This is a genomic window from unidentified bacterial endosymbiont (genome assembly GCF_918797525.1).
GTDB lineage: Bacteria > Pseudomonadota > Gammaproteobacteria > Enterobacterales > Enterobacteriaceae > Enterobacter.
In genome coordinates this window covers 1,997,538-2,021,705 of sequence record NZ_OU963893.1, presented here as the reverse complement: position 1 = coordinate 2,021,705, position 24,168 = coordinate 1,997,538, and the positions used below count along the sequence as shown (strand labels likewise).

The following is a 24,168-nucleotide window of genomic DNA, read 5'->3' as shown; positions in this document are numbered from 1 at the left end:
TGCCCTGTCGTCCCCGGCCGCCGGGGACGACAATTTACAAACTCTTTGCACTTCACCCCCTCTTCCCGACACGCACATTAGCCATAATGGCTATAATTCCTTATATAACAATAACCTTAATATTTATATGGACATGGTGATAATGACCTCTATCCGTTTTACCCGCTGGTTAACGTGGTTTGCGCTGGTAGCCGCGGTGGCGATTGCGCTTCCTGCTCGCGCAAATACCTGGCCGCTCCCTCCGCCTGGCAGCAACGTGGTGGGGCAAAATCGTTTTCATGTGGTTGAAAACAATGGTGGTTCGCTGGAAGCAATTGCCAAAAGATATAACGTTGGATTCCTTGCCTTGCTGCAGGCGAACCCTGGCGTTGACCCTTATGTCCCGCGGGCCGGAAGCGTGCTGACCATTCCGCTGCAGGCAATTTTGCCGGATGCGCCGCGTGAAGGGCTGGTGATTAACCTCGCCGAGCTACGGCTCTATTATTACCCGCCGGATAAACATGAAGTGACCGTCTTCCCTATCGGAATTGGTCAACTGGGCGGCGACACGCTCACGCCCACCATGGTGACGACCGTATCGCAGAAACGTGCAAATCCAACCTGGACACCGACTGCCAATATTCGTGCCCGCTATAAAGCCCAGGGTATAGATCTGCCGGCAGTGGTCCCGGCGGGCCCGGATAACCCTATGGGGCAGCATGCGATACGTCTCGCCGCATACGGTGGTGTTTATCTCCTGCATGGCACCAACGCTGATTTCGGCATCGGTATGCGCGTCAGCTCAGGCTGTATCCGTCTGCGCGATGACGATATCAAAAAGCTTTACAACGTCCTGGCGCTGGGTACAAAGGTCAATATTATTAACACACCGATCAAGGTCTCAGAAGAGCCTGGCGGAGTACGCCTGGTTGAAATCCACCAGCCGTTATCGAAAAACATCGGAGATGATCCGCAAACGTTGCCAATTAACCTGAATGCGGCAATGGTGAGTTTCAAAACTAACCCCGGCACAGACGGAGCGGTTATGGAGCGCGCGATGACGGCGCGGTCCGGCATGCCAACAGACGTCACGCGACATTTCACACAGGTTCACCACTCCTTCTAAAACACAATCAAAAACGCCCCGCAGCAGCAGGGCGTTTTTTTTGCAGTGGCTTTAATGAGGGTTTAGCTAGGCTTATTTGTAGATAACAGCGGTACCGTGCAGGGTATTAGGACCCGTCACAGACGTGATGCGGAAGGATTTCGCCCCCATGGCGTCGGCTTTTTGCGCCAACTTTTCTTCCAGCGAGCCCAGGTTAGTCCCGGCAGTTGCGGAAATCGTCCCGACTTTATGCTGTTCAACCGGCGTAGATTGCACTTCAACAGCGGCGAAGCTTGCAAATGACAGCGAGCTTAGTACAGCCGCAGCGATCAGAGTTTTTACGTTTTTCATGTTTTTATACCTTCAGGCAGATGAATTTAAGGTCGTTATTGATTTAATTAACGATCGATACATAAATGATAAAGGTGATCCATATCACACGTCAATGTATTTTTATAACGATCATTATATTAATTTAAATTTCATTATTTTTCATATGCATACGATTAATTTATTTTTCATCAATCAGCGCTGGTGATGGTTGACGTTTATTTTTATAATGATTATTCAACAAAACAACGGAGGACCTACGGCACATGACAACCGACATCACGCGTTGCGCTAAGAAAAGCCGTGGCCGGCCAAAAGTGTTCGACAGAGATGCAGCGCTTGATAAGGCCATGACGCTCTTCTGGCAGCATGGGTATGAAGCGACCTCGCTTTCCGATCTGGTAGAAGCCACCGGCGCCAAAGCGCCGACGCTGTATGCGGAGTTCACCAACAAAGAGGGGCTGTTCAGGGCGGTGCTGGACAGATACATCTTGCGGTTTGCGGCCCAACACGAAGCACAACTTTTCTGTGAAGAAAAAACGGTTGAGCTTGCTTTACGCGACTATTTCAGTGCCATCGCCACCTGCTACACCAGTAAAGACACGCCTGCGGGTTGTTTCATGATCAACACCTCCGCCACGCTTGCGGCCTCCTCTAAAGAGATTGCCAATACGGTGAAATCCCGCCATGCCATGCAGGAAGAGACGCTCGCGATGTTCCTCGCTAAGCGTCAGCAGCGCGGGGAGCTCCCGGCGCATTGCCAGCCGCAGGCGCTGGCACAATACCTGAGCTGTATTTTGCAAGGGATGTCGATCAGCGCCCGTGAAGGGGCTACGCTTGAAAAGCTGCAAAGCATCACCCAAACCACAATGCGTCTCTGGCCTGAACTGCTGAAAATTTGACGTCAAGGACGGGTTATCCGCCAAAAAAAAGCTCCTCAGCCTGAGCGCGTGAGGAGCTAAATTCAGAGAACGTCTTTTTTACACTTTGTTATTCAGTATCAGTTGACCATTACCATCCAGCGGGATCTGGGTGCCTGGATCTTTATCCATGCGGATTTTGCCCTGCTGGTCGCCAATTTTATAGGTCACGTCGTAGCCAAGCAGTTTTTCCGACTTATCATAGACGGTTTTACAGCGTTGCTGCGTCGTGGTGTAGGTGTCGTTGTCCTGCATAGCGCCCTGCACCTGGTTACCGGCATAGCCCCCGCCCAGCGCGCCGACCACGGTCGCAACGTCTTTACCACGACCACCGCCGAACTGGTGACCAATCACGCCCCCCGCCACCGCCCCCAGAACAGAGCCGGCAATGCGGTTCTCATCCTGTACCGGACGACGATGCGTCACCGCAACGTTACGGCACTCCTGACGGGGTGTTTTAACACTTTCTTTAATTGGGGTAGCGGACACGACCTGAGCATACTGTGGGCCACGGTCAAGCACGTTGAGACTGGCAACGGCAGCCACACCTAACGCAGCCGCAACTCCAATCCCTATACCCGCCAACATTGATTTATTCACGGGACTTCCTCCTTTGTTGCTATTAGTAACAATTTTGCAATCAGGAATGGGTTTCGCCAATCAGAAAAAGGCTCAAAAAGCGGACACAGAGAAGAGAAGATGGTTGTTTAAGAGAACTCTTAAGCACCGATCAGCATATCGATAGCATGAAATGCTAAAAACCCTCCGGAGAGCCCGGAGGGAAAGAAGATCAGTGTAGCTTCAGGCGTGGGCGGATCACGCGGTTGATCCTGCCGACCAGCATCATCAACCCGGTTTTGAAATAGCCGTGTAGCGCGATCTGGTGCATACGGTATAAAGAGATATACACGAAACGGGCAATACGCCCTTCTACCATCATTGACCCGCGCATCAGGTTACCCATCAGGCTACCTACGGTGGAGAAGTTGGAGAGCGACACCAGTGAACCATGATCTTTATAGACATAAGCCTTCATCGGTTTGCCTTTGGCCTGCGCCAGAATATTGTGCAGTACCAGACTCGCCATCTGGTGCGCTGCCTGCGCACGCGGAGGCACGAATCCGCCTTCCGGACGCGCGCAGGAAGCACAGTCACCGATAGCATAAATATCCGGATCGCGGGTCGTCTGCAGCGTCGGTTCAGTCACCAGTTGGTTAATACGGTTGGTTTCCAGACCGCCGATATCTTTCATGAAATCAGGGGCTTTAATACCCGCAGCCCAGACCATCAGATCGGCTTCAATATACTCGCCCTCTTTGGTATGCAGGCCGCCTTCATCTGCGCTGGTGACCATGGTTTGGGTCAGAACGCGAACGCCCAGTTTGGTCAGCTCGCTGTGCGCCGCGCCGGAGATACGCGGTGGCAGCGCAGGGAGAATACGCTCCCCTGCCTCAACCAGCGTCACGTTCAGCGCGTCGTTAGTCAACCCTTTGTAACCGTAGCTGTGCAGCTGTTTAACCGCATTATGCAATTCAGCAGAGAGCTCAACGCCTGTGGCGCCACCGCCGACGATGGCAATATTCACTTTGCCATTCGCACCAAGGTTATTGGTGTATTTCAGAAACAGATTGAGCATCTCCTGATGGAAACGGCGCGCCTGGTGCGGGTTATCAAGGAAGATGCAATGCTCTTTCACCCCCGGGGTATTGAAATCGTTCGAGGTACTGCCCAGCGCCATCACCAGCGTGTCATACGCCAGCTTGCGCTCAGGGACCAGCAGTTCACCTTTTTCATCACGCAGCTCGGCAAGCGTAATGGTTTTGCTCTCACGGTTGATATCGACCACTGAACCCAGCTGGAACTGGAAATGATGATTGCGCGCGTGCGCCAGATAGCTCAGCGCGTCCACGCCTTCGTCCAGCGAGCCGGTCGCTACTTCGTGCAGCAGCGGCTTCCACAGGTGGCTGTGGTTACGATCCACCAGCGTAATTTTGGCTTTTTTACCGCGTCCCAGCTTTTTACCTAGCTGTGTAGCCAGCTCCAGCCCGCCAGCACCGCCGCCGACAATCACTATCTTTTTCAATGGCGTAGTCAACGTGACCCCCTCAAATTATTAACCAATTGTTAATTAAAAGTTATAATAATAACCCTTAATTAACAATAGGTTACAGAACTGAAACCATTCAGGTGAATTGAGAATAGCACGTCAGGCGCATTGGTCATACCAAAATTGACATGCATCAAGTTTTGATGGCTTAAAAGTAGACAATTCTGGACAAAAGAAAACCCGGCACGCGTTAACGGCCGGGTTTGAGCCAGTAAACGCTGCCGTTTAGCCCAGCGTTTTAAAGGCTTTAATGCGCTGCAGATGCGGGGAGATACTCTTGAACTTATGGGTCTGTTCTTCGTCCCAGACTATCTCATAGTAGTGATGCAGTTCTTCAGCGGAACGGGTGCTATCGAGCGCTTCGTCATGGCGAGACAGGATCACCAGACAACGATCGCGGTTCTTTTCCCGGAAGTTGCTGACGCATTTCGTCGCAATGTCGGCATACTCTTCAGGGCGGTCGATCTTGTCTTCCATGTTCTCATGCGGGAACAGATTAGGATTGAAAATAACCTGGCGTATATCGCACAAAAACCCGATGCGCTCGGCCCAATACCCGCCCAGACCTACGCCACAAATCAGCGGACGTTCGTCGACATTCAACTGCAACATCTTGTCCACTTCTTTGAGTAAATGCTGCATATCATGCTTCGGATGGCGGGTGCTGTAACTGATCAACCGTACATCCGGATCGATAAACTGCAGTTGCATGACTTTCTCATGATTACCAGGACTGTTTGAGTCAAAACCGTGTAAATAGATGATCATTGTCTTATCACCACGCTACGCCTTTCAAAAGATTTACAGGCTGGCTTTATGTGCGTGCCAGCGCTCATTCAGTGCTTCAAGCTGAGCGTTAACCGCTTTCCAGCGCGCCGAGTCCATCAGCTCCTGACGGCTAAATGAACCTTTATGATACAATTGCGTAACACGCTCTGCATTGATCGGCGACAGGTTATCGAGCACGCTGACGGCACCCTTACGATTATTGCAGACCAGGATCATATCGCAACCTGCATCCAGCGACGCCTGACCACGCTGTGCGTAACTGCCCATTATCGCCGCCCCTTCCATCGACAGATCGTCGGAAAAAATGACGCCGTTAAAGCCCAACGCCTGGCGCAATACCGTTTTCAGCCAGTACGGGGAGCCGCTGGCCGGGCGCGCGTCGACGTCGCTATAGATGACATGCGCAGGCATAATGGCATCCAGCTTGTTATCGCTAATCAGCGACGTGAATACCGACATATCTTTCGCGCGTATATCCGCCTCAGGGCGCGGATCGCACGGTGTCTCTTTGTGGGAATCCGCGGTCACTGCGCCGTGGCCGGGAAAGTGTTTACCGGTGGTTTTCATTCCCGCATTGTGCATACCGTCAATGAAACGGGTCGCCATCGCCAACGCAGTGCACGGATCCTCATGGTATGAGCGTTCTCCAATCGCGGCGCAGATATGCCCTACGTCCAGCACGGGCGCGAAGCTTATGTCGATATCCATGGCGATCATCTCACTGGCCATCAGCCAGCCCGCGTCCTGGGCCAGCCTACCGCCCTCTTCCTTGCCTAATAACGCATGAAACGACTGCGCTGCCGGCAGGCGGGTAAAGCCTTCGCGAAAACGCTGGACGCGTCCGCCTTCCTGATCGACGGCCACCACCAGACGGTTGCGCGATGCGCTACGGATCTGGCGGACCAGTTCACGCAGCTGCTCCGGATCGTGATAATTGCGGGTAAACAGGATTAAGCCCCCCACCAGCGGGTGCGCCAGAATTTCGCGCTCCTCCGCATCCAGCTCAAACCCTTCGACATCCAACATGACTGGACCCACACGAACCTCTCTTATCCTTTGGTATGTAACTGACGCCAGACATCATCTGCCAGCGCGATAAATTGTTTGTCACCCGACTGCTGCAGGCGGACTTCAAACCAGCCCGCCATCAGCATTAATACCCAGGGTCGCCAGCGCCTCACCTGGCGTGTCAGGCGGTCCGCATTAAGCTTCGCAAGGGCTGCATAATCGTCAATGAGCCGCTGGCGCACGCCGTTATCTGCCCACACCGCCGCCAGCTCCAGCGCCACATCCCCGTCGCCTGCGTATTCCCAGTCGATAAGCCTTAGCCCGCTTGCGGTATGGACAATATTTCCGGCGTGAACATCCATATGCAAGGGTGAAAGCCGTAATGGCCGCGGCTCTCCCGCTTTACGCAGGCGTTTTAGCCTGGCAAGCCACTCCGGCGTTCGTCTGTCCGGTGCGGCTTGCTGCCAGTACTGTTCCAGCAACGGCAAAAGCGTGACCCGCCACCCCAGGCGGGGTTGACGATGCAGATGATACAGCATAGCGGCAAGGGGTAACGTTTCCGGCAGGTCGTTTTTGACCTCGCCCGCAAGAAAGTCCACGGCCATCCAGCCCTGTCGATAAAAAGAAGGCTTTGGCACGAGATCGGCCGGGAGTCGTTTGAGAGCGCGAAACTGACGACGAAAATGCGACGCTGGCGCGCGGAGATCGTGATGATGGCGCAGAACCAGACGCTGCTCGCCCTGCGCAATAATAGCGCTCGCGCCGCCAAGCCCGGAGTGGGCCTGCGGCGCGATAAGACGATATTGCGGAAAATAACGCGACAGGATCACTTCGCGTGGGCGGTTATTGTTGCGTAACGGCACCTTTACCTGACCAGATAATCTCGCCTGTCTGAACCAGCATCAGCTGCATTTGCAGGGCTGGCGTATTCACGTTGCCGGTGGCGTTAGAGTAAAGCACGTACTGCGCGCCAACGTTGCGGGCAAGACCCATCGCCTTGCTGCGCGAACCGAGGCTGTCCTGAGGCGACAGACCCAGTTGCTGTTTTGCTATCGCCAGTTGCTGGGCTGAGACCAGCGTAAACTTACCGTTATTAGCCAGCGCAGTGCGTAGCGTATCCGTCGCTTCCCCGGCATTCAGGGAACCATTAGTCCGGTTATTTACGCTATCCACCAGCAGCACGCTGCCCGCGGTGACGCCCTGTGCCTGCAGCATTTTGCTCACCATCGGCTGTATTGCACCGTTCCAGTCATAGTGACGCACGCGCGGCGTTGGCTGGGACGTTTGATCCGGATGTTCAATCGGGCCAGGCTGTGCCGGAATCGACGGTAAGGACGGTACGGTTGGCAACGGCTGAGTGGGCTGCTCAGTGCCCGGTTTTACCTCATCGACAGGTGCGGGTTGATCGGTACGGGTTACACACCCGGCTAAAAAAAGTGCAAATGCCGTCACGAGCGCATAACGGCTCATATTTTTAATCAAGATTCACCCCTTACAAATAAAGATAAAGTCTCACCTTATGTGCGCCCAAATAGTTGGCGCTGCCATAGAGCGTTACCGATTTACCGGCCGGAAGGGTGACGCTTCGTGGCGCTTCAAGTGGATGCATTTCAAGGCCTCTTACGTCATACCAGTAAAAACGGTAGTGCACCGTCACTGGCTCGTTTCTTTCGTTAAAGAGCGTAGAAGAAGCAGAAGACTGGATTTCACTGATGGTTAACACAGGCTGCTCTGCCGTGATACCTGCGGCCAGTACAGTGGCCTCCATCACCAGGGTCTGTTCATCGCTGACCGGGATTGCAGGACGCGCACTGCACCCAACCATCATCATTGCTATTACCAGCGCTGCAATACGCCCACGAAACATGTTAAAGACCTTTATGTGCCAGCATCGGCCCCAGTGGACGGCCACCCAGAAGATGCATGTGGATATGATAGACTTCCTGACCACCGTGGTGATTACAGTTCATGATCAGACGGTAACCGTCCTGCGCAATCCCTTCCTGCCGGGCAATTTTCGCGGCCACAGTGAGCATACGACCTAACGCCACTTCATGCTCGATTTTTACGTCATTGACGGTAGGAATCAGAATATTGGGAATAATAAGGATGTGCGTCGGTGCCTGAGGTGAAATGTCGCGGAAAGCCGTCACCAGCTCATCCTGATAGACGATATCCGACGGGATTTCGCGGCGAATAATTTTACTGAAAATGGTTTCTTCAGCCATGACCTTTTCCTTTTTTGTTTAATCTGGCGTGATGCGTCCGCTCTATAATAAACGCCTGTGCAATTGTGTGACACAACTGAAGAGTATGAGCGAGTTTCTCTTGTCCTTTCAACTTTATCCCTCGATTTCTTTCCTTATTCCTCATTAGCTGGCTGGAGAGTGACCGCTCTCATGGGTAAAACCGTTGAAACATAATTTCATTTACGTTTGAAACATCTGTTTACAGCGCTAATCACAATGCGTATATTTCGCATTTGCATTTTCATGCGCATTTTAAACATAGAAAACGACCTCAGCCCGTACTCGCGGGACTGATGCACACAACTTTCACCATTCAGAAAGGGTTTGATGATGTCTTTCATTAATCACACCAGGGATGGGCAACGCCAGCCTGTCGCAACACCTTCGTTGCTGGCAGCCTGCATTGCTATGGCATTGATGCCTACTGCAAGTTTCGCCGCGACAAACGAGGAAACACTCGTCGTCGACGGTACTTCTCCGTCAGAATCATCCAGCGACCAGGATTACAGCGTTAAAACCACGACCATCGGCACTAAAATGCAGATGGTTCAGCGCGATATCCCGCAATCCGTCACTATCGTTAGCCAACAGCGCATGGAAGACCAGCAGTTACAGACGCTGGGAGACGTGATGGATAACACGATGGGGATCAGTAAAAACACCGCCGATTCCGATCGTAGCAGCTATTACTCACGTGGTTTCGAGATAGACAACTACATGATTGATGGCATCCCGACCTACTTTGAATCACGCTGGAATTTGGGTGATGCTGCCTCTGATACGGCTCTTTTCGAACGCGTGGAGGTTGTACGTGGCGCAACCGGTTTGATGACCGGAACGGGTAACCCGTCTGCTGCCATCAATATGGTGCGAAAACATGCTACCAGTCACGAGTTTAAAGGTAATCTCTCTGCGGAGTACGGTAGCTGGAATAAACAGCGCTACGTTATGGATCTGCAAAGCCCGTTAACGGACGATGGCAATATGCGTGGTCGTATCGTAGCGGGCTACCAGGATAACGACTCATGGCTCGATGACTACAATCAAAAACGAACCTTCTTCTCAGGCATTATCGATGCCGATCTGGGCGATACCACATCGTTTTCAGCAGGTTATGAGTATCAACGCATTGACGTTAATAACCAAACCTGGGGCGGCTTACCGCGCTGGAATACCGACGGTAGCGTAAGGCACTACGATCGCTCACACAGCACTGCGCCTGACTGGGCCTACAACGACAAAGAGTTCAATAAGGTATTCACCACCTTCAAACAGCGCTTTGCCGATAGCTGGCAGGCCACCCTTAATGCCACCCATACCGAAGCGAAATTCGACAGCAAAGCCTTGTATCTCGATGCTTACGTGGATAAATCCACGGGGATGCTGGTCGGGCCTTATTCAAATTATGGTCCTGACTATGGCTATATTGGCGGAACGGGCTGGAACAGCGGTAAGCGTAAAGTCGACGCTGTCGATCTGTTTGCCGATGGCGGATACGATCTCTTTGGTCGCCAGCATACCGTCATGGTCGGCGGCAGCCTGAGCCGTCAAACCAACCGCTACACTAACGCGTGGGCCAACGTCTACCCCGATGAGTTCGGTAGTTTCTACGATTACGATGGGCGTTTCCCGGAAACTCAGTGGGGATCTCAGGCGTTGGCTCAGGACGACAAAACCAACATGAAATCGCTGTACGCTGCGACACGTATTTCATTAGCTGACCCGCTGCATTTGATCCTTGGCGCCCGCTATACCCACTGGAGCATCGACACGCTGACCTATGGCATGGAGAAAAACCATACCACGCCCTATGCGGGACTCGTCTACGACATTGATGATAACTGGTCGGCATACGCCAGCTATACTTCTATCTTCCAGCCGCAGAACTATCGCGACAGTTCCGGTAGATATCTTGATCCCATTACCGGCAATAACTACGAGGTGGGCCTGAAGTCAGACTGGATGGATAGCCGCCTGACCACCACCCTGTCGATTTTCCGTATTGAGCAGGATAATGTCGCGCAAAGCACCGGGCGCATCATTCAGGGTTCAACCGATACGGCGTACGAAGGCGCCGACGGCACCGTGAGTAAAGGCGTGGAGTTTGAACTCAACGGCGCGCTGACCGATAACTGGCAGATGACCTTTGGCGCAACACGCTTTATTGCCCAGGACAGCGACGGAAAAGACGTCAACCCGTACCTACCGCGCACTACGGTTAAGCTGTTTACCCGTTATCGTCTGCCTGCTCTGCCTGCGCTCACAGTAGGCGGTGGCGTTAACTGGCAAAACAGTGTCTACAGCGATGTTGCAACGCCTTACGGCACCTGGCGCGCTAAACAAGGCAGCTACGCGCTGGTCGATCTGTTTACCCGCTATCAGGTCACGAAGAATTTCTCTGTACAGGGTAATCTGAATAACCTGTTTGATAAGACCTATGATACCAACGTTCAGGGCGCGCTGGTTTACGGCGATCCGCGTAACGTTAGCGTAACCGCAAGCTATCAGTTCTGATGGGTCAAGGATGGACAAGGGAGCCGAATGGCTCCCTTTTTTGTGTGCGTCGCCAGTAAAAAAGGCAGCCATTCGGCTGCCTTAGTCTCCCCTGCTCACCACTTAGCTGTTGCGGATGTACTCATCCATTTCGGTTTTCAGGTTATCGGATTTGGTACCGAAGATTGCCTGAACACCAGAACCTGCAACAACTACGCCTGCTGCGCCTAATTTCTTCAGGCCAGGCTGGTCAACTTTTGCGACGTCAGCAACGCTCACGCGCAGACGAGTGATACACGCGTCCAGGTTAGTGATGTTATCTTTGCCACCGAATGCAGCAATCAGCGCTGGCGCCATTTCACTGGTCGCGCCCGCTTTCGTCTCTTCTGACGCCTCTTCACGACCCGGTGTTTTCAGGTCCAGCGCTTTGATAAGCACGCGGAAGACGGTGTAGTAAACAACAGCGTAGCCTGCACCCACGATAGGGAACAGCCACAGTTTGCTGCTGTTGCCCGACAGGACGATGAAGTCGATCAGGCCGTGAGAGAAGGACGTACCGTCACGCATACCCAGCAGGATACAAATTGGGAACGCCAGGCCAGCCAGTACCGCGTGAATGATGTACAGTATTGGCGCAACGAACATGAAGGAGAACTCGATCGGCTCAGTGATACCGGTCAGGAACGAGGTCAACGCGGCGGAGATCATGATGCCGCCCACTTTCGCACGGTTCTCTGGCTTCGCAGAGTGCCAGATGGCAATCGCAGCAGCCGGCAGGCCGTACATTTTAAACAGGAAGCCGCCAGACAGTTTGCCTGCAGTTGGGTCGCCTGCCATGTAACGAGGGATATCGCCGTGGAACACCTGACCTGCAGCGTTAGTATATTCACCAATCTGCATCTGGAATGGAACGTTCCAGATATGGTGCAGACCGAACGGCACCAGGCAACGTTCGATGAAGCCGTAGATACCAAACGCGACAACCGGGTTCTGGTAAGCCGCCCACTGAGAGAAGGTCTGAATAACGGAACCGATCGGTGGCCAGATGAAGGAGAGGATCACGCCCATGAAAATCGCGGCCAGACCAGAAATGATCGGCACGAAACGCTTGCCCGCAAAGAAGCCGAGATACTCAGGCAGCTTGATACGATAGAAGCGGTTAAACATGTACGCTGCAATCGCACCGGCAATAATACCGCCCAGAACACCGGTGTCCGCCAGGTGTTGAGACGTAATCTCTTCAGCAGGTAAATGCAGAACCAGCGGTGCAACCACAGCCATGGTTTTAACCATGATGCCGTAGGCCACCACGGCAGCCAGCGCGGAGACACCGTCGTTATTGGTGAAGCCCAGCGCAACACCGATAGCGAAGATCAGAGGCATGTTAGCAAAAACAGAACCGCCTGCTTCCGCCATCACATGAGAAACTACGGCTGGCAGCCAGCTGAAGTTTGCAGAACCGACACCCAGCAGGATACCTGCGATAGGCAGTACGGATACTGGCAGCATCAGCGATTTACCGACCTTTTGCAGGTTAGCAAATGCATTCTTAAACATAATTGAGAGTGCTCCTGAGTATTTGTGCTTTTTTTACGCTTTCACGCATTGGCCCGGGGGGAGTGCCGCGCCGTGGACAGGACATCTAAGCGCCCTTTATTTATTACACAGAGTAAAATAAATCCCTGTGAGTTTGTTTGACGGCTATCACGTTTCAGCTTAGGTTGGTCGAAAAACTTTCACATATTTACAATAAGCATTTCTGGATGTTTCTAAAAACACCATCACCGCCCCAAATGAGGCGGTGAACTTTACTCGCTTTGCTTATTAATTACGAGCCAAAAAAAAACAGAACTCTCAGACAGATTGCAGCCGGGTAGGATCGATATGGAACAGGGTGGCAAAGTTATCCGTTGTGACGCGAGCCAGCTCTTCAACGCTGATCCCCTTCAGCACGGCCATATACTCAGCCACATCTCTCGTCATCGCTGGCTGATTCTCTTTACCACGATGCGGTACCGGCGCCAGATAAGGCGAGTCTGTTTCCACCAGGATCCGGTCGAGCGGCACATAACGCGCGGCATCACGCAACTGCCCGGCGTTACGAAACGTCACGATCCCCGAAAACGAGATATAAAAACCTAAATCAAGCAGCTTACCCGCCGTTTCTCTGTCTTCTGTGAAACAGTGTAGTACGCCACCGCAATCCGTCACGTTTTCTTCCCTGAGGATCGCCAGCGTATCGGCGCGCGCATCGCGGGTATGGACGATGACCGGCTTATTAAGCTCCCGGCCGATGCGGATATGGTGTCGAAAGGAGGCCTGCTGACGTGGTTTGGTTTCCGGCGTGTAGAAATAGTCCAGCCCGGTTTCGCCCATCGCAACCACGCCCTGCTGCGCCGCCAGACGGCGTAAATCCTCCACCTCGTACTCTTCATCCTGATTGAGCGGGTGAACGCCACAGGAGAAGGCCACGTTATCGCGAACGCCTACCAGCTCGCGCATGGCGCGATAGCCCGGCAGCGTCGTCGCAACGGCAAGGCAAAATTTCACATCGCGGGCGGCGGCTTTTGCCAGCACATCGTCCACGTTTTTATGCACAGATTGATAATCCAGGCCATCAAGATGGCAGTGTGAGTCGACTAAAAACATAATGTCTCTCTCAGAGATGGGAAACAGGCGGTGTGTCGCCTGGTTGCAGGTAATGTTCAATACGTAGTAGCTGATCCGTGAGTACAAGCTCGCGATTAAGACCCGTTACGGTTAAAAGTTGCTCACGGCTCTGGCACACATCGTGCAGGATAGCGCGTAACGATGCTGCGGACAGGCGGTTTGCCAGGGTACTGACCAACGGCCAGACGTCGGGATTGGTCAGAAGCGTTGCGCCCTGCTGAAGCTTCAGAGCATCAAGTAACAGCGCGGCCAGCCAGTGCAGACGCTCGGCCACCTGCTCACCGTTAAGCACCAGCGCTAAGCTTAACCAGTCTGCGCTATCGAGGGCTAATTCAACGGCGCGACAAAGCGCCTCTCGCTGCGACCAGACCTCTGGCTGCAGCAACGCCAGCGCGGCCGCGGGGGCGCCGCTGCACAAGCGCAACGCCGACAGTGCCGCCTCTTGTGACGCCGTCACTTCTCGTTCAAGCCAGCTCAAAGCCCAGGGTTCAGGAGGAACGGAGAGGTGATGAACGCGACAACGGCTGCGCAGCGTGGCAAGCAATCGCCCGGGATCGCGGCAGGAGAGTAAAAACCATGTCTTTACCGGCGGTTCTTCCAGCGTTTTCAGCAGCGCGTTAGCCGCGGCCTCGGTAAGCAACGCGGCATCTTGCAGCCAGACGACTTTTGCGCCGTTGAGCCGCGCGTGTTCATATAATTTCTCACTGACCTCTCGAACGGCGTCAATGCCGAGCGTACTTTTGCCCTTTTCAGGCTCCAGCGTGTAGTAGTCAGGATGTGTGCCTGCCTGCATCAACTGGCAGCCACGGCATTTGCCGCAGCTTTTGTGTCCTTCCGGCTGCTGACACATCAGAAAACGGGTAACGGCATAAATCAGCGCATCATCACCCATCCCCGGTAACGCCTGAATCAGTAACGCATGATGCCCCCGTCCAGCCTGGTAGCTGTTGATCAACTGCTCAAAATGCGGGCGCAACCATGGGTACCATTTCATGCCTGCTGCTCCTGTATCCAGCGTGTAATCGCTTTCTGAATTGAACGCGTCACGTCGTCCAGAGTTTGTGTCGCATCGATGGTGAGAATAGAGCGGTCCTGTCCGGCCAGTTCAAGATAACGCGCACGTGTGCGGTTAAAAAAGTCGAAAGACTCTTGCTCAATGCGGTCCAGTTCGCCGCGGGCGCGGGCGCGCTTCAGGCCCACCTCTGGCGTCACATCCAGATAGAGCGTCAGGTCGGGGCGGAAATCACCGAGCACCGCATCGCGAAGCGTTGCCAACATTGTCTGGTCAATACCGCGTCCGCCGCCCTGATACGCCTGTGTCGAGAGGTCGTGACGGTCGCCAATGACCCATTTGCCGTCGGCCAGGGCTGGCTTGATCACCGTCTCCACCAGTTGAACGCGCGCCGCGTAGAACATCAGCACTTCGGCTTTGTCAGTGATAACTTCGTCGCCGACGGATTTGATATCCAGTACCAGGCTGCGTAATTTTTCAGCCAGCTGCGTACCGCCCGGCTCGCGGGTAAACACCATCTCCGCCACGCCAAGCGCGTTAAGCGTCTCCACCACCACGTTACGAGCGGTGGTTTTACCCGCCCCTTCGAGCCCCTCAATGACAATGTATTTACTGCGCATTTTTTTCCTTAAGTGCCTTCAGATAGTCCTGAACAGAGCGATTGTGGCTGGCAAGGTTGGTATTAAAGGTATGCCCCCCTTTTCCATCAGCCACAAAATAGAGATAGGGTGTTTTCGCCGGGTGCGCGGCCGCATGCAGCGACGCTTCGCCCGGCGTTGCAATCGGCCCAGGCGGCAGACCGCCTATCACGTAGGTATTATACGCCGTTGGCGTCTCCAGATCTTTTCGGGATATTCTCCCGGCGTAGCGTTCGCCCATGCCATAGATGACGGTAGGATCGGTTTGCAAACGCATGCCGATGCGCAGACGGTTGATGAAGACCGAGGCCACCCGCTCGCGCTCTTCCGCCACGGCCGTCTCTTTCTCAATGATAGAGGCCATGGTAACAAACTGATTTTGGTCTTTGTAAGGCAGGCCCTCTGCGCGCCCTTCCCACGCGGAGTTAACCGCCGTGACCATTTTATTATGCGCGCGCTTGAGGATAGCGACGTCGGTCGTCCCGGCCGTATACATCCAGGTGTCTGGCCAGAACCAGCCTTCCACCCATTCCGGATGTTCGAATTTCAGCACCTCAGCGACCGTCTGATAACTGTCATCTTTGAGCGTGTGTTTAATATACGGTGCGTCTCGCAGCTGTTTCAGGTAATCGCTCAGGCGCATACCTTCCACAAAACGCAGCGGAAACTGGGCTTCTTTACCGCTCTCCAGCAGGTGCAGCATCTCTCTGACGGTCATGCCTGGGGTGAAGCGATAGGTACCGGCTTTGAAATGAGCCAGTTCAGGCTCAACGCGCAGTAACCACTGGAATACGCGCGGACGGTTAATAATCTTGTCGCTGTGTAACTGCTTACCCAGCGCCAGCCGGCCGGTGCCTGCTTTAAGGGTAAAAATCGTCTCGTCTTTAATCAGGATCTTGCTGTCCGCCAGCTGGCGAACTTTCCACACTCCTGCGCCGCCAGCGATGCCGAGCACAACAATGAGGAGGAGGACAACGCGCAACATTTTTTTCATGACTATTGGGTCTGCTCACATAGTGGGGCTAAAAACTGGAACAGCTCGCGCGAAGGGAAAGTGAGTTTGCCCCAGGCACGGACCGGTATAACAGGCATCAGCGCATTACAAATCACAACTTCATCAGCCTTCAGGAGCGCATCTTCCTTTACGCTTACTTCGACAACACGAAAGCCTGAGCGTGCCAGGTGTTCGATACAAACTTGTCGCATAATGCCTTTTACGCCAGCCTGTTCCAGCGAAGGCGTATAAACATTATCATCCTGCCGCCAGAATAAATTAGCCGCACAGCATTCCGTAATGACCCCTTCGCTGTCAAGAACCAGCGCCTCATCAGCATCCGTCTGTTCAAGATGAGTACGGATTAGCACCTGTTCGAGGCGATTGAGGTGTTTTATTCCGGCAAGCATCGGGTTTCTTCCCAGTCGTACCGGGCTGAGCGTCAGAGTCACTCCCTCTTCACGCCAGCGTTCATAATGGGCAGGCCAGGCGGAAACTGATACCATGCGCGTCGGATGCAGGCACGTAGCGCCACTGTAACCCCGGCCACCGCTGCCGCGGCTGATAATCACTTTAAGTACACCGCGCGCCTTCCCGGATGCCAGCTGGCTCATTTCGCCGCGCAGCGTTTCCCAGTCAAGAAAAGGGATCATTAAGGCTGCGCACGCCAGTTGCAGGCGACGGATGTGCGCATCAAACAGGCATATTCTTCCATCAAGGATACGTGCTGTGGTAAAGCAGCCATCACCAAACTGCGTCGCCCTGTCGCTCGCGGGCAAGCTATCCTGTTCAAGGCCATTGATGACAAACATAGTGGCACCTTATGCGTGAAGGATCGGTCTGGCCGGGTCACTTTATAAAAAAAGGCCCGACAAGCGGACCTTTTTTTACGGGCTAGCGGGCAATCAGGCTCAGACCTTTTTAAAGATCAGAGAACCGTTAGTGCCGCCAAAGCCGAAGGAGTTGCACAGGGTGTACTCCATTCCACTGACCTGACGCGCCTCGTGAGGAACAAAATCCAGGTCACAACCTTCATCCGGGTTATCCAGGTTGATGGTTGGCGGTACAGCCTGATCGCGCAGCGCAAGGATAGAGTAAATAGACTCTACTGCCCCCGCGGCTCCCAACAGGTGACCGGTCATAGATTTGGTTGAACTCACCATTACGCGGCTGGCAGATTCGCCGAAGATAGACTTAACAGCCTGAGCTTCTGCTTTATCGCCCGCTGGCGTAGAGGTACCGTGCGCGTTGACGTAGCTAATCTGTGCCGGAGTAATACCCGCATCACGAATCGCATTTGCCATCGCCAGAGCAGCACCAGCGCCGTTCTCCGGAGGAGATGTCATGTGGTAAGCATCGCTACTCATACCAAAGCCAACGACTTCAGCATAAATTTTCGCACCGCGTTTTTTAGCGTGTTCGTACTCTTCCAGTACGATCATGCCCGCACCGTCGCCCAGTACAAAACCGTCACGATCTTTATCCCACGGACGGCTCGCCGCCTGAGGATTATCGTTGCGGGTAGAGAGTGCACGTGCCGCACCGAAACCACCGACACCCAACGGGGTGCTGGCTTTTTCAGCGCCACCCGCAACCATAGCATCTGCATCGCCGTACGCAATAATACGCGCGGCCTGGCCGATGTTATGTACGCCCGATGTACATGCGGTAGCGATTGAAATGCTTGGCCCACGCAAACCAAACATAATGGTCAAATGACCTGCCACCATGTTAACAATCGTGGACGGAACAAAGAACGGGCTGATTTTACGCGGGCCGCCATTCACCAGGGATGTATGGTTTTCCTCAATCAGACCAAGACCGCCAATCCCAGAGCCGATAGCGGCACCGATACGGGTTGCGTTCTCTTGTGTAATAACAAGGCCAGAATCCTGCATGGCCTGCACGCCAGCGACAATTCCGTATTGAATGAAGGCGTCCATCTTGCGCTGTTCTTTGCGCGAGATGATCTCTTCACAGTTAAAATCCTTTACTAAGCCAGCAAATTTCGTTGCGTAGGCGCTAGTATCGAAATGGTCGATTAGGCTGATGCCGCTCTGACCGGCAAGGAGAGCTTTCCAGGTGGACTCTACGGTATTGCCGACAGGAGACAACATGCCAAGTCCGGTCACAACTACACGACGCTTAGACACGTATATCCTCCAGGGAGGGATAAAAAAGAGTTTCGTGGGACTAAAAAAGATAAAACTCAGGCGGTCGAATGACCGCCTGGAGATGTTCACTTACGCCTGGTGACCGTTGATGTAATCAATGGCAGCCTGAACGGTGGTGATTTTCTCAGCTTCTTCGTCCGGAATCTCAGTATCAAACTCTTCTTCCAGAGCCATTACCAGCTCAACGGTGTCAAGAGAATCTGCGCCCAGGTCTTCAACGAAGGAAGCGGAGTTCACAACTTCTTCCTGCTTAACGCCCAGCTGTTCGCCGATAATTTTCTTAACGCGTTCTTCGATAGTGCTCATACTCTTAAATTTCCTATCAAAACTCGCTTTCGCGATGGTTTTCGTAGTGTATAAAATGTTGAAAAATTTGCAACTAAATCCCGGCAGTTCATACCACGATTTTACGTTATTTTGAGGCCATTGGCCCTAATAACGCAAATATTTTCGATCGTGGTTAAACCATGTACATCCCGCCATTGACGTGGAGGGTCTCACCAGTGATGTAACCCGCTTCGTCAGAAGCTAAAAATGCAACCGCACTGGCAATTTCTTTAGGGTCGCCAAGTCGGCCCGCAGGAACAGCTGCCAGTGTACCCGCACGCTGATCATCAGTCAGCGCACGCGTCATGTCCGTTTCAATAAAGCCCGGAGCAACAACGTTTACAGTAATACCGCGGGACGCAACTTCACGTGCCAGCGACTTACTGAAACCAATCAGGCCAGCTTTCGCCGCAGCGTAGTTAGCCTGACCAGCATTTCCCATGGTACCAACCACAGAACCAACAGTGATAATACGACCATGACGCTTTTTCATCATAGCGCGCATTACCGCTTTTGACAGACGGAATACAGATGACAGGTTGGTTTCGATAATATCGTTCCACTCATCATCTTTCATTCGCATCAGCAGGTTGTCGCGTGTGATACCGGCATTATTTACCAGAATATCCACTTCGCCAAATTCTGCGCGAATATTTTCCAGAACAGATTCGATAGATGCAGGTTCGGTCACGTTCAATACCAGACCTTTACCGTTAGCGCCCAGATACTCGCTGATGGCATTCGCGCCATTCTCGCTGGTTGCAGTACCAATCACTTTTGCGCCACGCGCAACCAGTGTTTCAGCAATTGCACGCCCGATACCGCGGCTTGCGCCAGTAACCAGCGCAATTTTTCCTTCAAAACTCATGGTATTCCTCTTTTATTGCGAGAGTGCTGCTGACAGCGCTTCAGGCTCGTTGAGCGCCGAGGCGGTCAGGGTGTCAACAATCCGTTTTGTCAGGCCGGTGAGGACTTTACCAGGGCCGACTTCATACAAACGCTCTACACCCTGTGAGGCCATAAACTCAACGCTTTTGGTCCACTGTACCGGGCTATAAAGCTGGCGAACCAGTGCGCTACGGATGGCTTGCGGCGCGGTTTCGCATTTCACATCGACGTTGTTCACAACGGCAATCGTCGGTGCGTTAAACGTAATTTTCTCCAGCTCCAGGGCCAGTTTATCAGCAGCAGGTTTCATCAGCGCGCAGTGAGAAGGTACGCTTACCGGTAGCGGCAGAGCACGTTTCGCGCCCGCCGCTCTACAGGCAGCGCCTGCACGTTCAACTGCTTCTTTATGACCGGCGATAACCACCTGGCCTGGCGAGTTAAAGTTAACCGGAGAAACCACCTGGCCTTCAGCGGATTCTTCACAGGCTTTGGCAATGGAAGCATCATCAAGTCCGATAATGGCAGACATGCCGCCCGTGCCTTCCGGCACCGCTTCTTGCATGAATTTACCGCGCAGTTCAACCAGACGTACCGCATCTGCAAAGGCAATCACCCCAGCACACACCAGCGCAGAATACTCACCCAGGCTGTGGCCCGCGAGCAGCGCTGGCGCTTTACCGCCCTGCTGCTGCCATACGCGCCACAGCGCAACGGACGCGCTCAGCAGCGCAGGCTGAGTCTGCCAGGTTTTGTTGAGTTCTTCGGCAGGCCCCTGCTGGGTCAGCGCCCATAAATCATAACCCAGTGCAACGGAAGCTTCACGGAAAGTCTCTTCAATCACCGGATAGTGTGCTGCCATTTCAGACAACATGCCAACGGTTTGCGAGCCCTGGCCCGGAAAGACAAAAGCAAATTGCATCATTTTTTAATCCTTATCCTAGAAACGAACCAGCGCGGAACCCCAGGTGAACCCGCCTCCAAAGGCTTCAAGCAAGACCAGTTGGCCCCGTTTGATTCGTCCATCGCGTACCGCTTCGTCAAATGCGCACGGTACCGATGCCGCAGAGGTGTTGCCGTGGCGATCCAGCGTTACCACAACGTTATCCATCGACATGCCCAGCTTTTTGGCGGTAGCGCTGATAATGCGCAGGTTAGCCTGATGCGGCACCAGCCAGTCCAGCGCAGAGCGTTCAAGGTTGTTGGCTTCCAGCGTTTCATCAACAATGTGCGCAAGCTCGGTCACCGCCACCTTGAACACCTCATTCCCTGCCATCGTCAGATGAATCGGGTTATCCGGATTAACGCGATCGGCGTTAGGCAGCGTCAGCAGCGTGCCATAGCTTCCGTCAGCATGCAGATGCGTGGAGATGATGCCCTGTTTTTCGGACTGGCCAAGCAGCACTGCGCCCGCACCGTCACCAAAGATAATGATCGTTCCACGATCGCTCGGATCGCAGGTACGCGCCAGCACGTCAGCGCCAATCACCAGCGCATATTTCACGGCGCCGGATTTAACATATTGATCGGCGATGCTCAGGGCATAGGTGAAACCTGCGCAGGCTGCGGCAACGTCAAACGCCGGGCAACCTTTAATGCCGAGCATGTTCTGCACCTGGCACGCCGCGCTTGGGAAAGCATGCGTCGCTGACGTCGTCGCAACCACGATCAGACCAATCTGCTCTTTATCGACGCCGGCCATATCAATGGCGCGCAGAGCGGCTTCGTAACCCATGGAGGACACGGTTTCGTCTGGCGCGGCGATACGACGTTCACGGATACCTGTGCGCGTGACAATCCACTCGTCAGACGTCTCTACCATTTTTTCAAGATCGGCGTTGGTACGCACTTGTTTTGGCAGGTAGCTGCCGGTACCTAAAATCTTCGTATACATGTACGCTCAGTCACTTTTAGCTAATACAGATCCCAGGCGAGCGGCAATCCGCTGGGGAACTTGTCGCTGCACCGCCTGCACTGCCTGTTCAATCGCGACAGCAAATGCTCGCTGATTGGCGGCGCCATGACTCTTAATCACGATGCCGCGCAATCCTAACAGACAGGCGCCATTATACTGGTCGGGGTTGAGGTGACTGAATCGCCGCATCAGGCTTTTTTGTAGCCATCGCTTTAATAAAATCAGCCACCAGGATCGTTTCTGACCATTCCCCTGCGATTTCAGCAGAGAAAGGAACATCCTCACAACCCCTTCCATGGTCTTTAACGTTACGTTTCCGGTGAAACCATCACAGACCAGGACATCTGTTTTACCTGTTAGTAGCTCATTGGCTTCGAGATAACCAATATAGTTAATGGACGGAACCTGTTTGAGTATTTCCGCAGCGTCGCGGATACTGTCCAGGCCCTTAGTTTCTTCTTCACCAATATTCAAAAGCGCAACGCGGGGGTTATTAATCCCGACCACATCTTCTGCCAGCACCGACCCCATTACGGCAAACTGAGCCAGCATTGTACTATCACAATCGACGTTAGCACCCAGATCAAGCACCACCGTTTTGCCCTTTTGCTGATGCGGTAACACCGTGACCAGCGCCGGACGCTCAATACCCTCAATAGGCTTGAGCAATAATTTCGACAGCCCCATCAGCGCGCCGGTATTGCCTGCGCTGACGCAAGCCTGCGCTCGCCCTTCTTTCACCAGCTCCAGCGCCATTCGCATAGAGCTGCCACGGCTATTGCGAATAGCCTGCGATGGCCGGGCATCACTGGCAATAACTGACTGCGCAGGAAAAATCTGCAGACGTGAACGTTGTTCAAAGTCAGCTTTTGCAAGTAATGGCGTGATTGTGTCGGGATTGCCGACTAAAAGAAGTGTGAGTTGCGAATTAGAATTCAGTGCCTGCAATGCTGCAGGCACTGTCACGGAAGGGCCAAAATCTCCCCCCATGACATCTAACGCCAGGGTTAGACGTGTCAAGGTATCGTCACAGCCTGGTTCGGTAAATTCCCCGTTTGCACGGGGAAATTCCTCACTAAGCCTAATCACGCTGACGCGTGATTACTTAGTGATTACCTTGCGGCCGCGGTAGAAACCGTCAGCAGTGATGTGGTGACGCAGGTGCTTTTCACCAGAAGTCTTGTCTACAGACAGGCTGGTAACTGCGGTCAGCGCGTCATGGGAACGACGCATGCCACGTTTGGAACGGGTTGGTTTATTCTGTTGTACGGCCATGGACCTTACTCCTCAATTACTTACGCTTTAAGCTGGCTAATACGGCAAATGGATTGGGTTTTTGCGCTTCATCAGGCAATTCCCCAAAGACCATGTCCGCCTCGGACACTTCACAGTGTTCAAAATCATGCACCGGAACCACTGGCAAGGTGAGGATGATTTCATCTTCAACCACCGCCAGAAGATCGATTTCACCGAATTCGTTAACCTCAATCGGCTCATACGCTTCCGGGAGTGCTTCAGCCTGTTCGTCAGAACGAACCGGACTGAAACAATACGTTGTGTGAACATGCTGTACAAACGGTTTCCCGCAACGCTGACACTCGAGCGTTACCGTGACCTTTGCATCACCGGTTAAAACGGCGAGACGCTGGTTGTCGATAGCGAACGACATGGAGCATTCTACATCACTGTCCACACTGACTACGGATTCGGCAATACGCTCAGCCTGATCGGAAGAATAGATTCCTTCGTAATCGAGGCGTTTCTGAGCCGTACGAACCGGATCAAGAGTCAGGGGTAATTTTACCTTTTGCATAGGGCGCGCATATTAACTTTGTAACGTCATAGAGTCAAAGAAAAAGGCAACCAGAGCTGCCTTTTGCCAATTATTCGCACACATTGCGGCCTGTAGTTTAAAATGGCTGGCATCGATACGCTACATCTGGTGAAAAAAATATGCCAAATCTCGTTCTTGCCTCCACCTCACCCTACCGCCGAATGTTGCTGGAAAAGCTCGGGATCCCGTTCGATTGCGCCGCCCCGGACGTCGACGAGACGCCACAGTCCGGTGAATCACCGCGTCATCTGGTGACCCGGCTGGCTAAAGAGAAAGCCCAGTCTCTTGCCGCCCGTTATCCTGCTCATTTGATTATAGGCTCCGATCAGGTTTGCGTGCTGGACGGCGAGATAACCGGCAAGCCCCACACGGAAGAAAACGCCTGTCGGCAGTTGATGCGCGCGCGTGGCAGCATCGTTACCTTCTATACCGGGCTTGCGCTTTACAACTCGGCCTCGGGCCACCTGCAAACCGAGTGTGAGCCGTTTGACGTGCACTTCCGCCATCTGAGCGAGCAAGAGATTATAGATTATGTGCGCCGGGAGCGTCCCCTGAAGTGTGCGGGCAGTTTTAAATGCGAGGGGCTGGGCATTGCACTGTTCGACAAGCTGGACGGGCGAGACCCTAACACGCTGGTGGGATTGCCGCTGATTGCGCTGTGTCAGATGCTAAGACGCGAAGAGTATAATCCGCTGACAGCGTGATTTTTGCCATTGTAAAAGTGCGGCCTGATGCCCTC

Annotated in this window: 27 protein-coding genes; 4 read left to right on the top strand and 23 right to left on the bottom strand. The window is 53.4% G+C overall.

The window, feature by feature from the left end; genetic code table 11:
* Positions 1–139: 139 nt before the first annotated feature.
* On the top strand, positions 140–1,105 hold the full coding sequence (gene ldtC / locus NL510_RS09655; RefSeq protein WP_253384838.1) for a L,D-transpeptidase LdtC: 966 nt from the start codon (positions 140–142) through the stop codon (positions 1,103–1,105).
* 72 nt (positions 1,106–1,177) lie between these two features.
* Here ldtC and bhsA read toward each other — a convergent pair whose 3' ends face one another.
* Entirely contained in the window at positions 1,178–1,435 is a 258-nt protein-coding gene (gene bhsA / locus NL510_RS09650; protein WP_253384049.1) for a multiple stress resistance protein BhsA, read from the bottom strand.
* Positions 1,436–1,680: 245 nt separating this feature from the next.
* Here bhsA and NL510_RS09645 point away from each other — a divergent pair, with 245 nt between their 5' ends.
* Positions 1,681–2,316 (top strand): TetR/AcrR family transcriptional regulator, encoded by a 636-nt coding sequence (locus tag NL510_RS09645; RefSeq protein ID WP_253384048.1) that lies wholly within the window; start codon positions 1,681–1,683, stop codon positions 2,314–2,316.
* 78 nt (positions 2,317–2,394) lie between these two features.
* Here the strand turns inward: NL510_RS09645 and NL510_RS09640 are convergent, their stop codons facing one another.
* The 8 genes from NL510_RS09640 to hinT form a co-directional block, all read right to left on the bottom strand.
* Complete coding sequence (locus tag NL510_RS09640; RefSeq protein WP_253384046.1) at positions 2,395–2,934, bottom strand: glycine zipper 2TM domain-containing protein; 540 nt, start codon at positions 2,932–2,934, stop codon at positions 2,395–2,397.
* A 190-nt stretch (positions 2,935–3,124) separates the two neighbouring features.
* The gene (locus NL510_RS09635; protein WP_253384044.1) at positions 3,125–4,429 is read right to left on the bottom strand and encodes an NAD(P)/FAD-dependent oxidoreductase; all 1,305 of its coding nucleotides are present in this window, start codon (positions 4,427–4,429) and stop codon (positions 3,125–3,127) included.
* 237 nt (positions 4,430–4,666) lie between these two features.
* Positions 4,667–5,209 carry an alpha/beta hydrolase YcfP gene (ycfP, locus tag NL510_RS09630; protein ID WP_253384041.1) on the bottom strand — a complete coding sequence of 181 codons (543 nt, stop codon included), beginning with the start codon at positions 5,207–5,209 and terminating at the stop codon, positions 4,667–4,669.
* Positions 5,210–5,242: 33 nt separating this feature from the next.
* Positions 5,243–6,268 carry a beta-N-acetylhexosaminidase gene (gene nagZ, locus NL510_RS09625; RefSeq protein WP_253384039.1) on the bottom strand — a complete coding sequence of 342 codons (1,026 nt, stop codon included), beginning with the start codon at positions 6,266–6,268 and terminating at the stop codon, positions 5,243–5,245.
* 11 nt (positions 6,269–6,279) lie between these two features.
* Positions 6,280–7,101 (bottom strand): thiamine kinase, encoded by an 822-nt coding sequence (thiK, locus tag NL510_RS09620; protein WP_253384037.1) that lies wholly within the window; start codon positions 7,099–7,101, stop codon positions 6,280–6,282.
* The gene (gene lpoB, locus NL510_RS09615) at positions 7,082–7,708 is read right to left on the bottom strand and encodes a penicillin-binding protein activator LpoB (RefSeq protein WP_253384836.1); all 627 of its coding nucleotides are present in this window, start codon (positions 7,706–7,708) and stop codon (positions 7,082–7,084) included. Before lpoB ends, thiK begins: the two co-directional genes overlap by 20 nt.
* Before the next feature lie 22 nt (positions 7,709–7,730).
* Complete coding sequence (locus tag NL510_RS09610; RefSeq protein WP_253384035.1) at positions 7,731–8,105, bottom strand: YcfL family putative periplasmic lipoprotein; 375 nt, start codon at positions 8,103–8,105, stop codon at positions 7,731–7,733.
* A gap of 1 nt (position 8,106) precedes the next feature.
* Entirely contained in the window at positions 8,107–8,466 is a 360-nt protein-coding gene (gene hinT / locus NL510_RS09605; RefSeq protein ID WP_253384033.1) for a purine nucleoside phosphoramidase, read from the bottom strand.
* A 351-nt stretch (positions 8,467–8,817) separates the two neighbouring features.
* Here hinT and fhuE point away from each other — a divergent pair, with 351 nt between their 5' ends.
* Positions 8,818–11,001, top strand: coding sequence for a ferric-rhodotorulic acid/ferric-coprogen receptor FhuE (fhuE, locus tag NL510_RS09600; protein WP_253384833.1), 2,184 nt, complete (start codon positions 8,818–8,820; stop codon positions 10,999–11,001).
* Positions 11,002–11,103: 102 nt separating this feature from the next.
* On the opposite strand, the gene ptsG is transcribed toward fhuE, so the two are convergent.
* The 14 genes from ptsG to yceD form a co-directional block, all read right to left on the bottom strand.
* The gene (gene ptsG, locus NL510_RS09595) at positions 11,104–12,537 is read right to left on the bottom strand and encodes a PTS glucose transporter subunit IIBC (RefSeq protein WP_253384031.1); all 1,434 of its coding nucleotides are present in this window, start codon (positions 12,535–12,537) and stop codon (positions 11,104–11,106) included.
* A 297-nt stretch (positions 12,538–12,834) separates the two neighbouring features.
* On the bottom strand, positions 12,835–13,629 hold the full coding sequence (locus NL510_RS09590; RefSeq protein WP_253384029.1) for a metal-dependent hydrolase: 795 nt from the start codon (positions 13,627–13,629) through the stop codon (positions 12,835–12,837).
* A gap of 10 nt (positions 13,630–13,639) precedes the next feature.
* Positions 13,640–14,644 carry a DNA polymerase III subunit delta' gene (gene holB, locus NL510_RS09585; protein WP_253384027.1) on the bottom strand — a complete coding sequence of 335 codons (1,005 nt, stop codon included), beginning with the start codon at positions 14,642–14,644 and terminating at the stop codon, positions 13,640–13,642.
* Positions 14,641–15,282 (bottom strand): dTMP kinase, encoded by a 642-nt coding sequence (tmk, locus tag NL510_RS09580; protein WP_253384024.1) that lies wholly within the window; start codon positions 15,280–15,282, stop codon positions 14,641–14,643. Before tmk ends, holB begins: the two co-directional genes overlap by 4 nt.
* Complete coding sequence (gene yceG, locus NL510_RS09575) at positions 15,272–16,294, bottom strand: cell division protein YceG (RefSeq protein ID WP_253384022.1); 1,023 nt, start codon at positions 16,292–16,294, stop codon at positions 15,272–15,274. The genes tmk and yceG overlap by 11 nt, the downstream gene beginning before the upstream one ends.
* A 2-nt stretch (positions 16,295–16,296) precedes the next feature.
* Positions 16,297–17,106, bottom strand: a complete 810-nt coding sequence (gene pabC, locus NL510_RS09570) for an aminodeoxychorismate lyase (RefSeq protein WP_253384020.1) — start codon at positions 17,104–17,106, stop codon at positions 16,297–16,299.
* Positions 17,107–17,205: 99 nt separating this feature from the next.
* On the bottom strand, positions 17,206–18,447 hold the full coding sequence (gene fabF, locus NL510_RS09565; RefSeq protein ID WP_253384019.1) for a beta-ketoacyl-ACP synthase II: 1,242 nt from the start codon (positions 18,445–18,447) through the stop codon (positions 17,206–17,208).
* Between the two features lie 90 nt (positions 18,448–18,537).
* Entirely contained in the window at positions 18,538–18,774 is a 237-nt protein-coding gene (gene acpP / locus NL510_RS09560; RefSeq protein ID WP_003857954.1) for an acyl carrier protein, read from the bottom strand.
* Between the two features lie 154 nt (positions 18,775–18,928).
* Positions 18,929–19,663, bottom strand: a complete 735-nt coding sequence (fabG, locus tag NL510_RS09555) for a 3-oxoacyl-ACP reductase FabG (RefSeq protein WP_253384018.1) — start codon at positions 19,661–19,663, stop codon at positions 18,929–18,931.
* A 12-nt stretch (positions 19,664–19,675) separates the two neighbouring features.
* The gene (gene fabD / locus NL510_RS09550) at positions 19,676–20,605 is read right to left on the bottom strand and encodes an ACP S-malonyltransferase (RefSeq protein WP_253384017.1); all 930 of its coding nucleotides are present in this window, start codon (positions 20,603–20,605) and stop codon (positions 19,676–19,678) included.
* Positions 20,606–20,620: 15 nt separating this feature from the next.
* The gene (locus tag NL510_RS09545; protein ID WP_253384016.1) at positions 20,621–21,574 is read right to left on the bottom strand and encodes a beta-ketoacyl-ACP synthase III; all 954 of its coding nucleotides are present in this window, start codon (positions 21,572–21,574) and stop codon (positions 20,621–20,623) included.
* 6 nt (positions 21,575–21,580) lie between these two features.
* Entirely contained in the window at positions 21,581–22,615 is a 1,035-nt protein-coding gene (plsX, locus tag NL510_RS09540; RefSeq protein ID WP_253384015.1) for a phosphate acyltransferase PlsX, read from the bottom strand.
* A gap of 81 nt (positions 22,616–22,696) precedes the next feature.
* On the bottom strand, positions 22,697–22,870 hold the full coding sequence (gene rpmF / locus NL510_RS09535; RefSeq protein ID WP_003857964.1) for a 50S ribosomal protein L32: 174 nt from the start codon (positions 22,868–22,870) through the stop codon (positions 22,697–22,699).
* 16 nt (positions 22,871–22,886) lie between these two features.
* Positions 22,887–23,408 (bottom strand): 23S rRNA accumulation protein YceD, encoded by a 522-nt coding sequence (yceD, locus tag NL510_RS09530; RefSeq protein ID WP_253384014.1) that lies wholly within the window; start codon positions 23,406–23,408, stop codon positions 22,887–22,889.
* Between the two features lie 140 nt (positions 23,409–23,548).
* Here yceD and NL510_RS09525 point away from each other — a divergent pair, with 140 nt between their 5' ends.
* Positions 23,549–24,133 (top strand): Maf family protein, encoded by a 585-nt coding sequence (locus NL510_RS09525; RefSeq protein WP_253384013.1) that lies wholly within the window; start codon positions 23,549–23,551, stop codon positions 24,131–24,133.
* The last annotated feature ends 35 nt before the right edge of the window (positions 24,134–24,168 follow it).

Bases quoted from the DNA above. Each gene is read 5' to 3' on its own strand.
- bhsA (WP_253384049.1), bottom strand. From the start codon at position 1,435: ATGAAAAACGTAAAAACTCTGATCGCTGCGGCTGTACTAAGCTCGCTG.
- NL510_RS09645 (WP_253384048.1), top strand. From the start codon at position 1,681: ATGACAACCGACATCACGCGTTGCGCTAAGAAAAGCCGTGGCCGGCCA.
- ycfP (WP_253384041.1), bottom strand. From the start codon at position 5,209: ATGATCATCTATTTACACGGTTTTGACTCAAACAGTCCTGGTAATCAT.
- lpoB (WP_253384836.1), bottom strand. From the start codon at position 7,708: ATGAGCCGTTATGCGCTCGTGACGGCATTTGCACTTTTTTTAGCCGGG.
- NL510_RS09610 (WP_253384035.1), bottom strand. From the start codon at position 8,105: ATGTTTCGTGGGCGTATTGCAGCGCTGGTAATAGCAATGATGATGGTT.
- hinT (WP_253384033.1), bottom strand. From the start codon at position 8,466: ATGGCTGAAGAAACCATTTTCAGTAAAATTATTCGCCGCGAAATCCCG.
- fhuE (WP_253384833.1), top strand. From the start codon at position 8,818: ATGTCTTTCATTAATCACACCAGGGATGGGCAACGCCAGCCTGTCGCA.
- ptsG (WP_253384031.1), bottom strand. From the start codon at position 12,537: ATGTTTAAGAATGCATTTGCTAACCTGCAAAAGGTCGGTAAATCGCTG.
- NL510_RS09590 (WP_253384029.1), bottom strand. From the start codon at position 13,629: ATGTTTTTAGTCGACTCACACTGCCATCTTGATGGCCTGGATTATCAA.
- holB (WP_253384027.1), bottom strand. From the start codon at position 14,644: ATGAAATGGTACCCATGGTTGCGCCCGCATTTTGAGCAGTTGATCAAC.
- tmk (WP_253384024.1), bottom strand. From the start codon at position 15,282: ATGCGCAGTAAATACATTGTCATTGAGGGGCTCGAAGGGGCGGGTAAA.
- yceG (WP_253384022.1), bottom strand. From the start codon at position 16,294: ATGAAAAAAATGTTGCGCGTTGTCCTCCTCCTCATTGTTGTGCTCGGC.
- pabC (WP_253384020.1), bottom strand. From the start codon at position 17,106: ATGTTTGTCATCAATGGCCTTGAACAGGATAGCTTGCCCGCGAGCGAC.
- acpP (WP_003857954.1), bottom strand. From the start codon at position 18,774: ATGAGCACTATCGAAGAACGCGTTAAGAAAATTATCGGCGAACAGCTG.
- fabG (WP_253384018.1), bottom strand. From the start codon at position 19,663: ATGAGTTTTGAAGGAAAAATTGCGCTGGTTACTGGCGCAAGCCGCGGT.
- fabD (WP_253384017.1), bottom strand. From the start codon at position 20,605: ATGATGCAATTTGCTTTTGTCTTTCCGGGCCAGGGCTCGCAAACCGTT.
- NL510_RS09545 (WP_253384016.1), bottom strand. From the start codon at position 21,574: ATGTATACGAAGATTTTAGGTACCGGCAGCTACCTGCCAAAACAAGTG.
- rpmF (WP_003857964.1), bottom strand. From the start codon at position 22,870: ATGGCCGTACAACAGAATAAACCAACCCGTTCCAAACGTGGCATGCGT.
- yceD (WP_253384014.1), bottom strand. From the start codon at position 23,408: ATGCAAAAGGTAAAATTACCCCTGACTCTTGATCCGGTTCGTACGGCT.
- NL510_RS09525 (WP_253384013.1), top strand. From the start codon at position 23,549: ATGCCAAATCTCGTTCTTGCCTCCACCTCACCCTACCGCCGAATGTTG.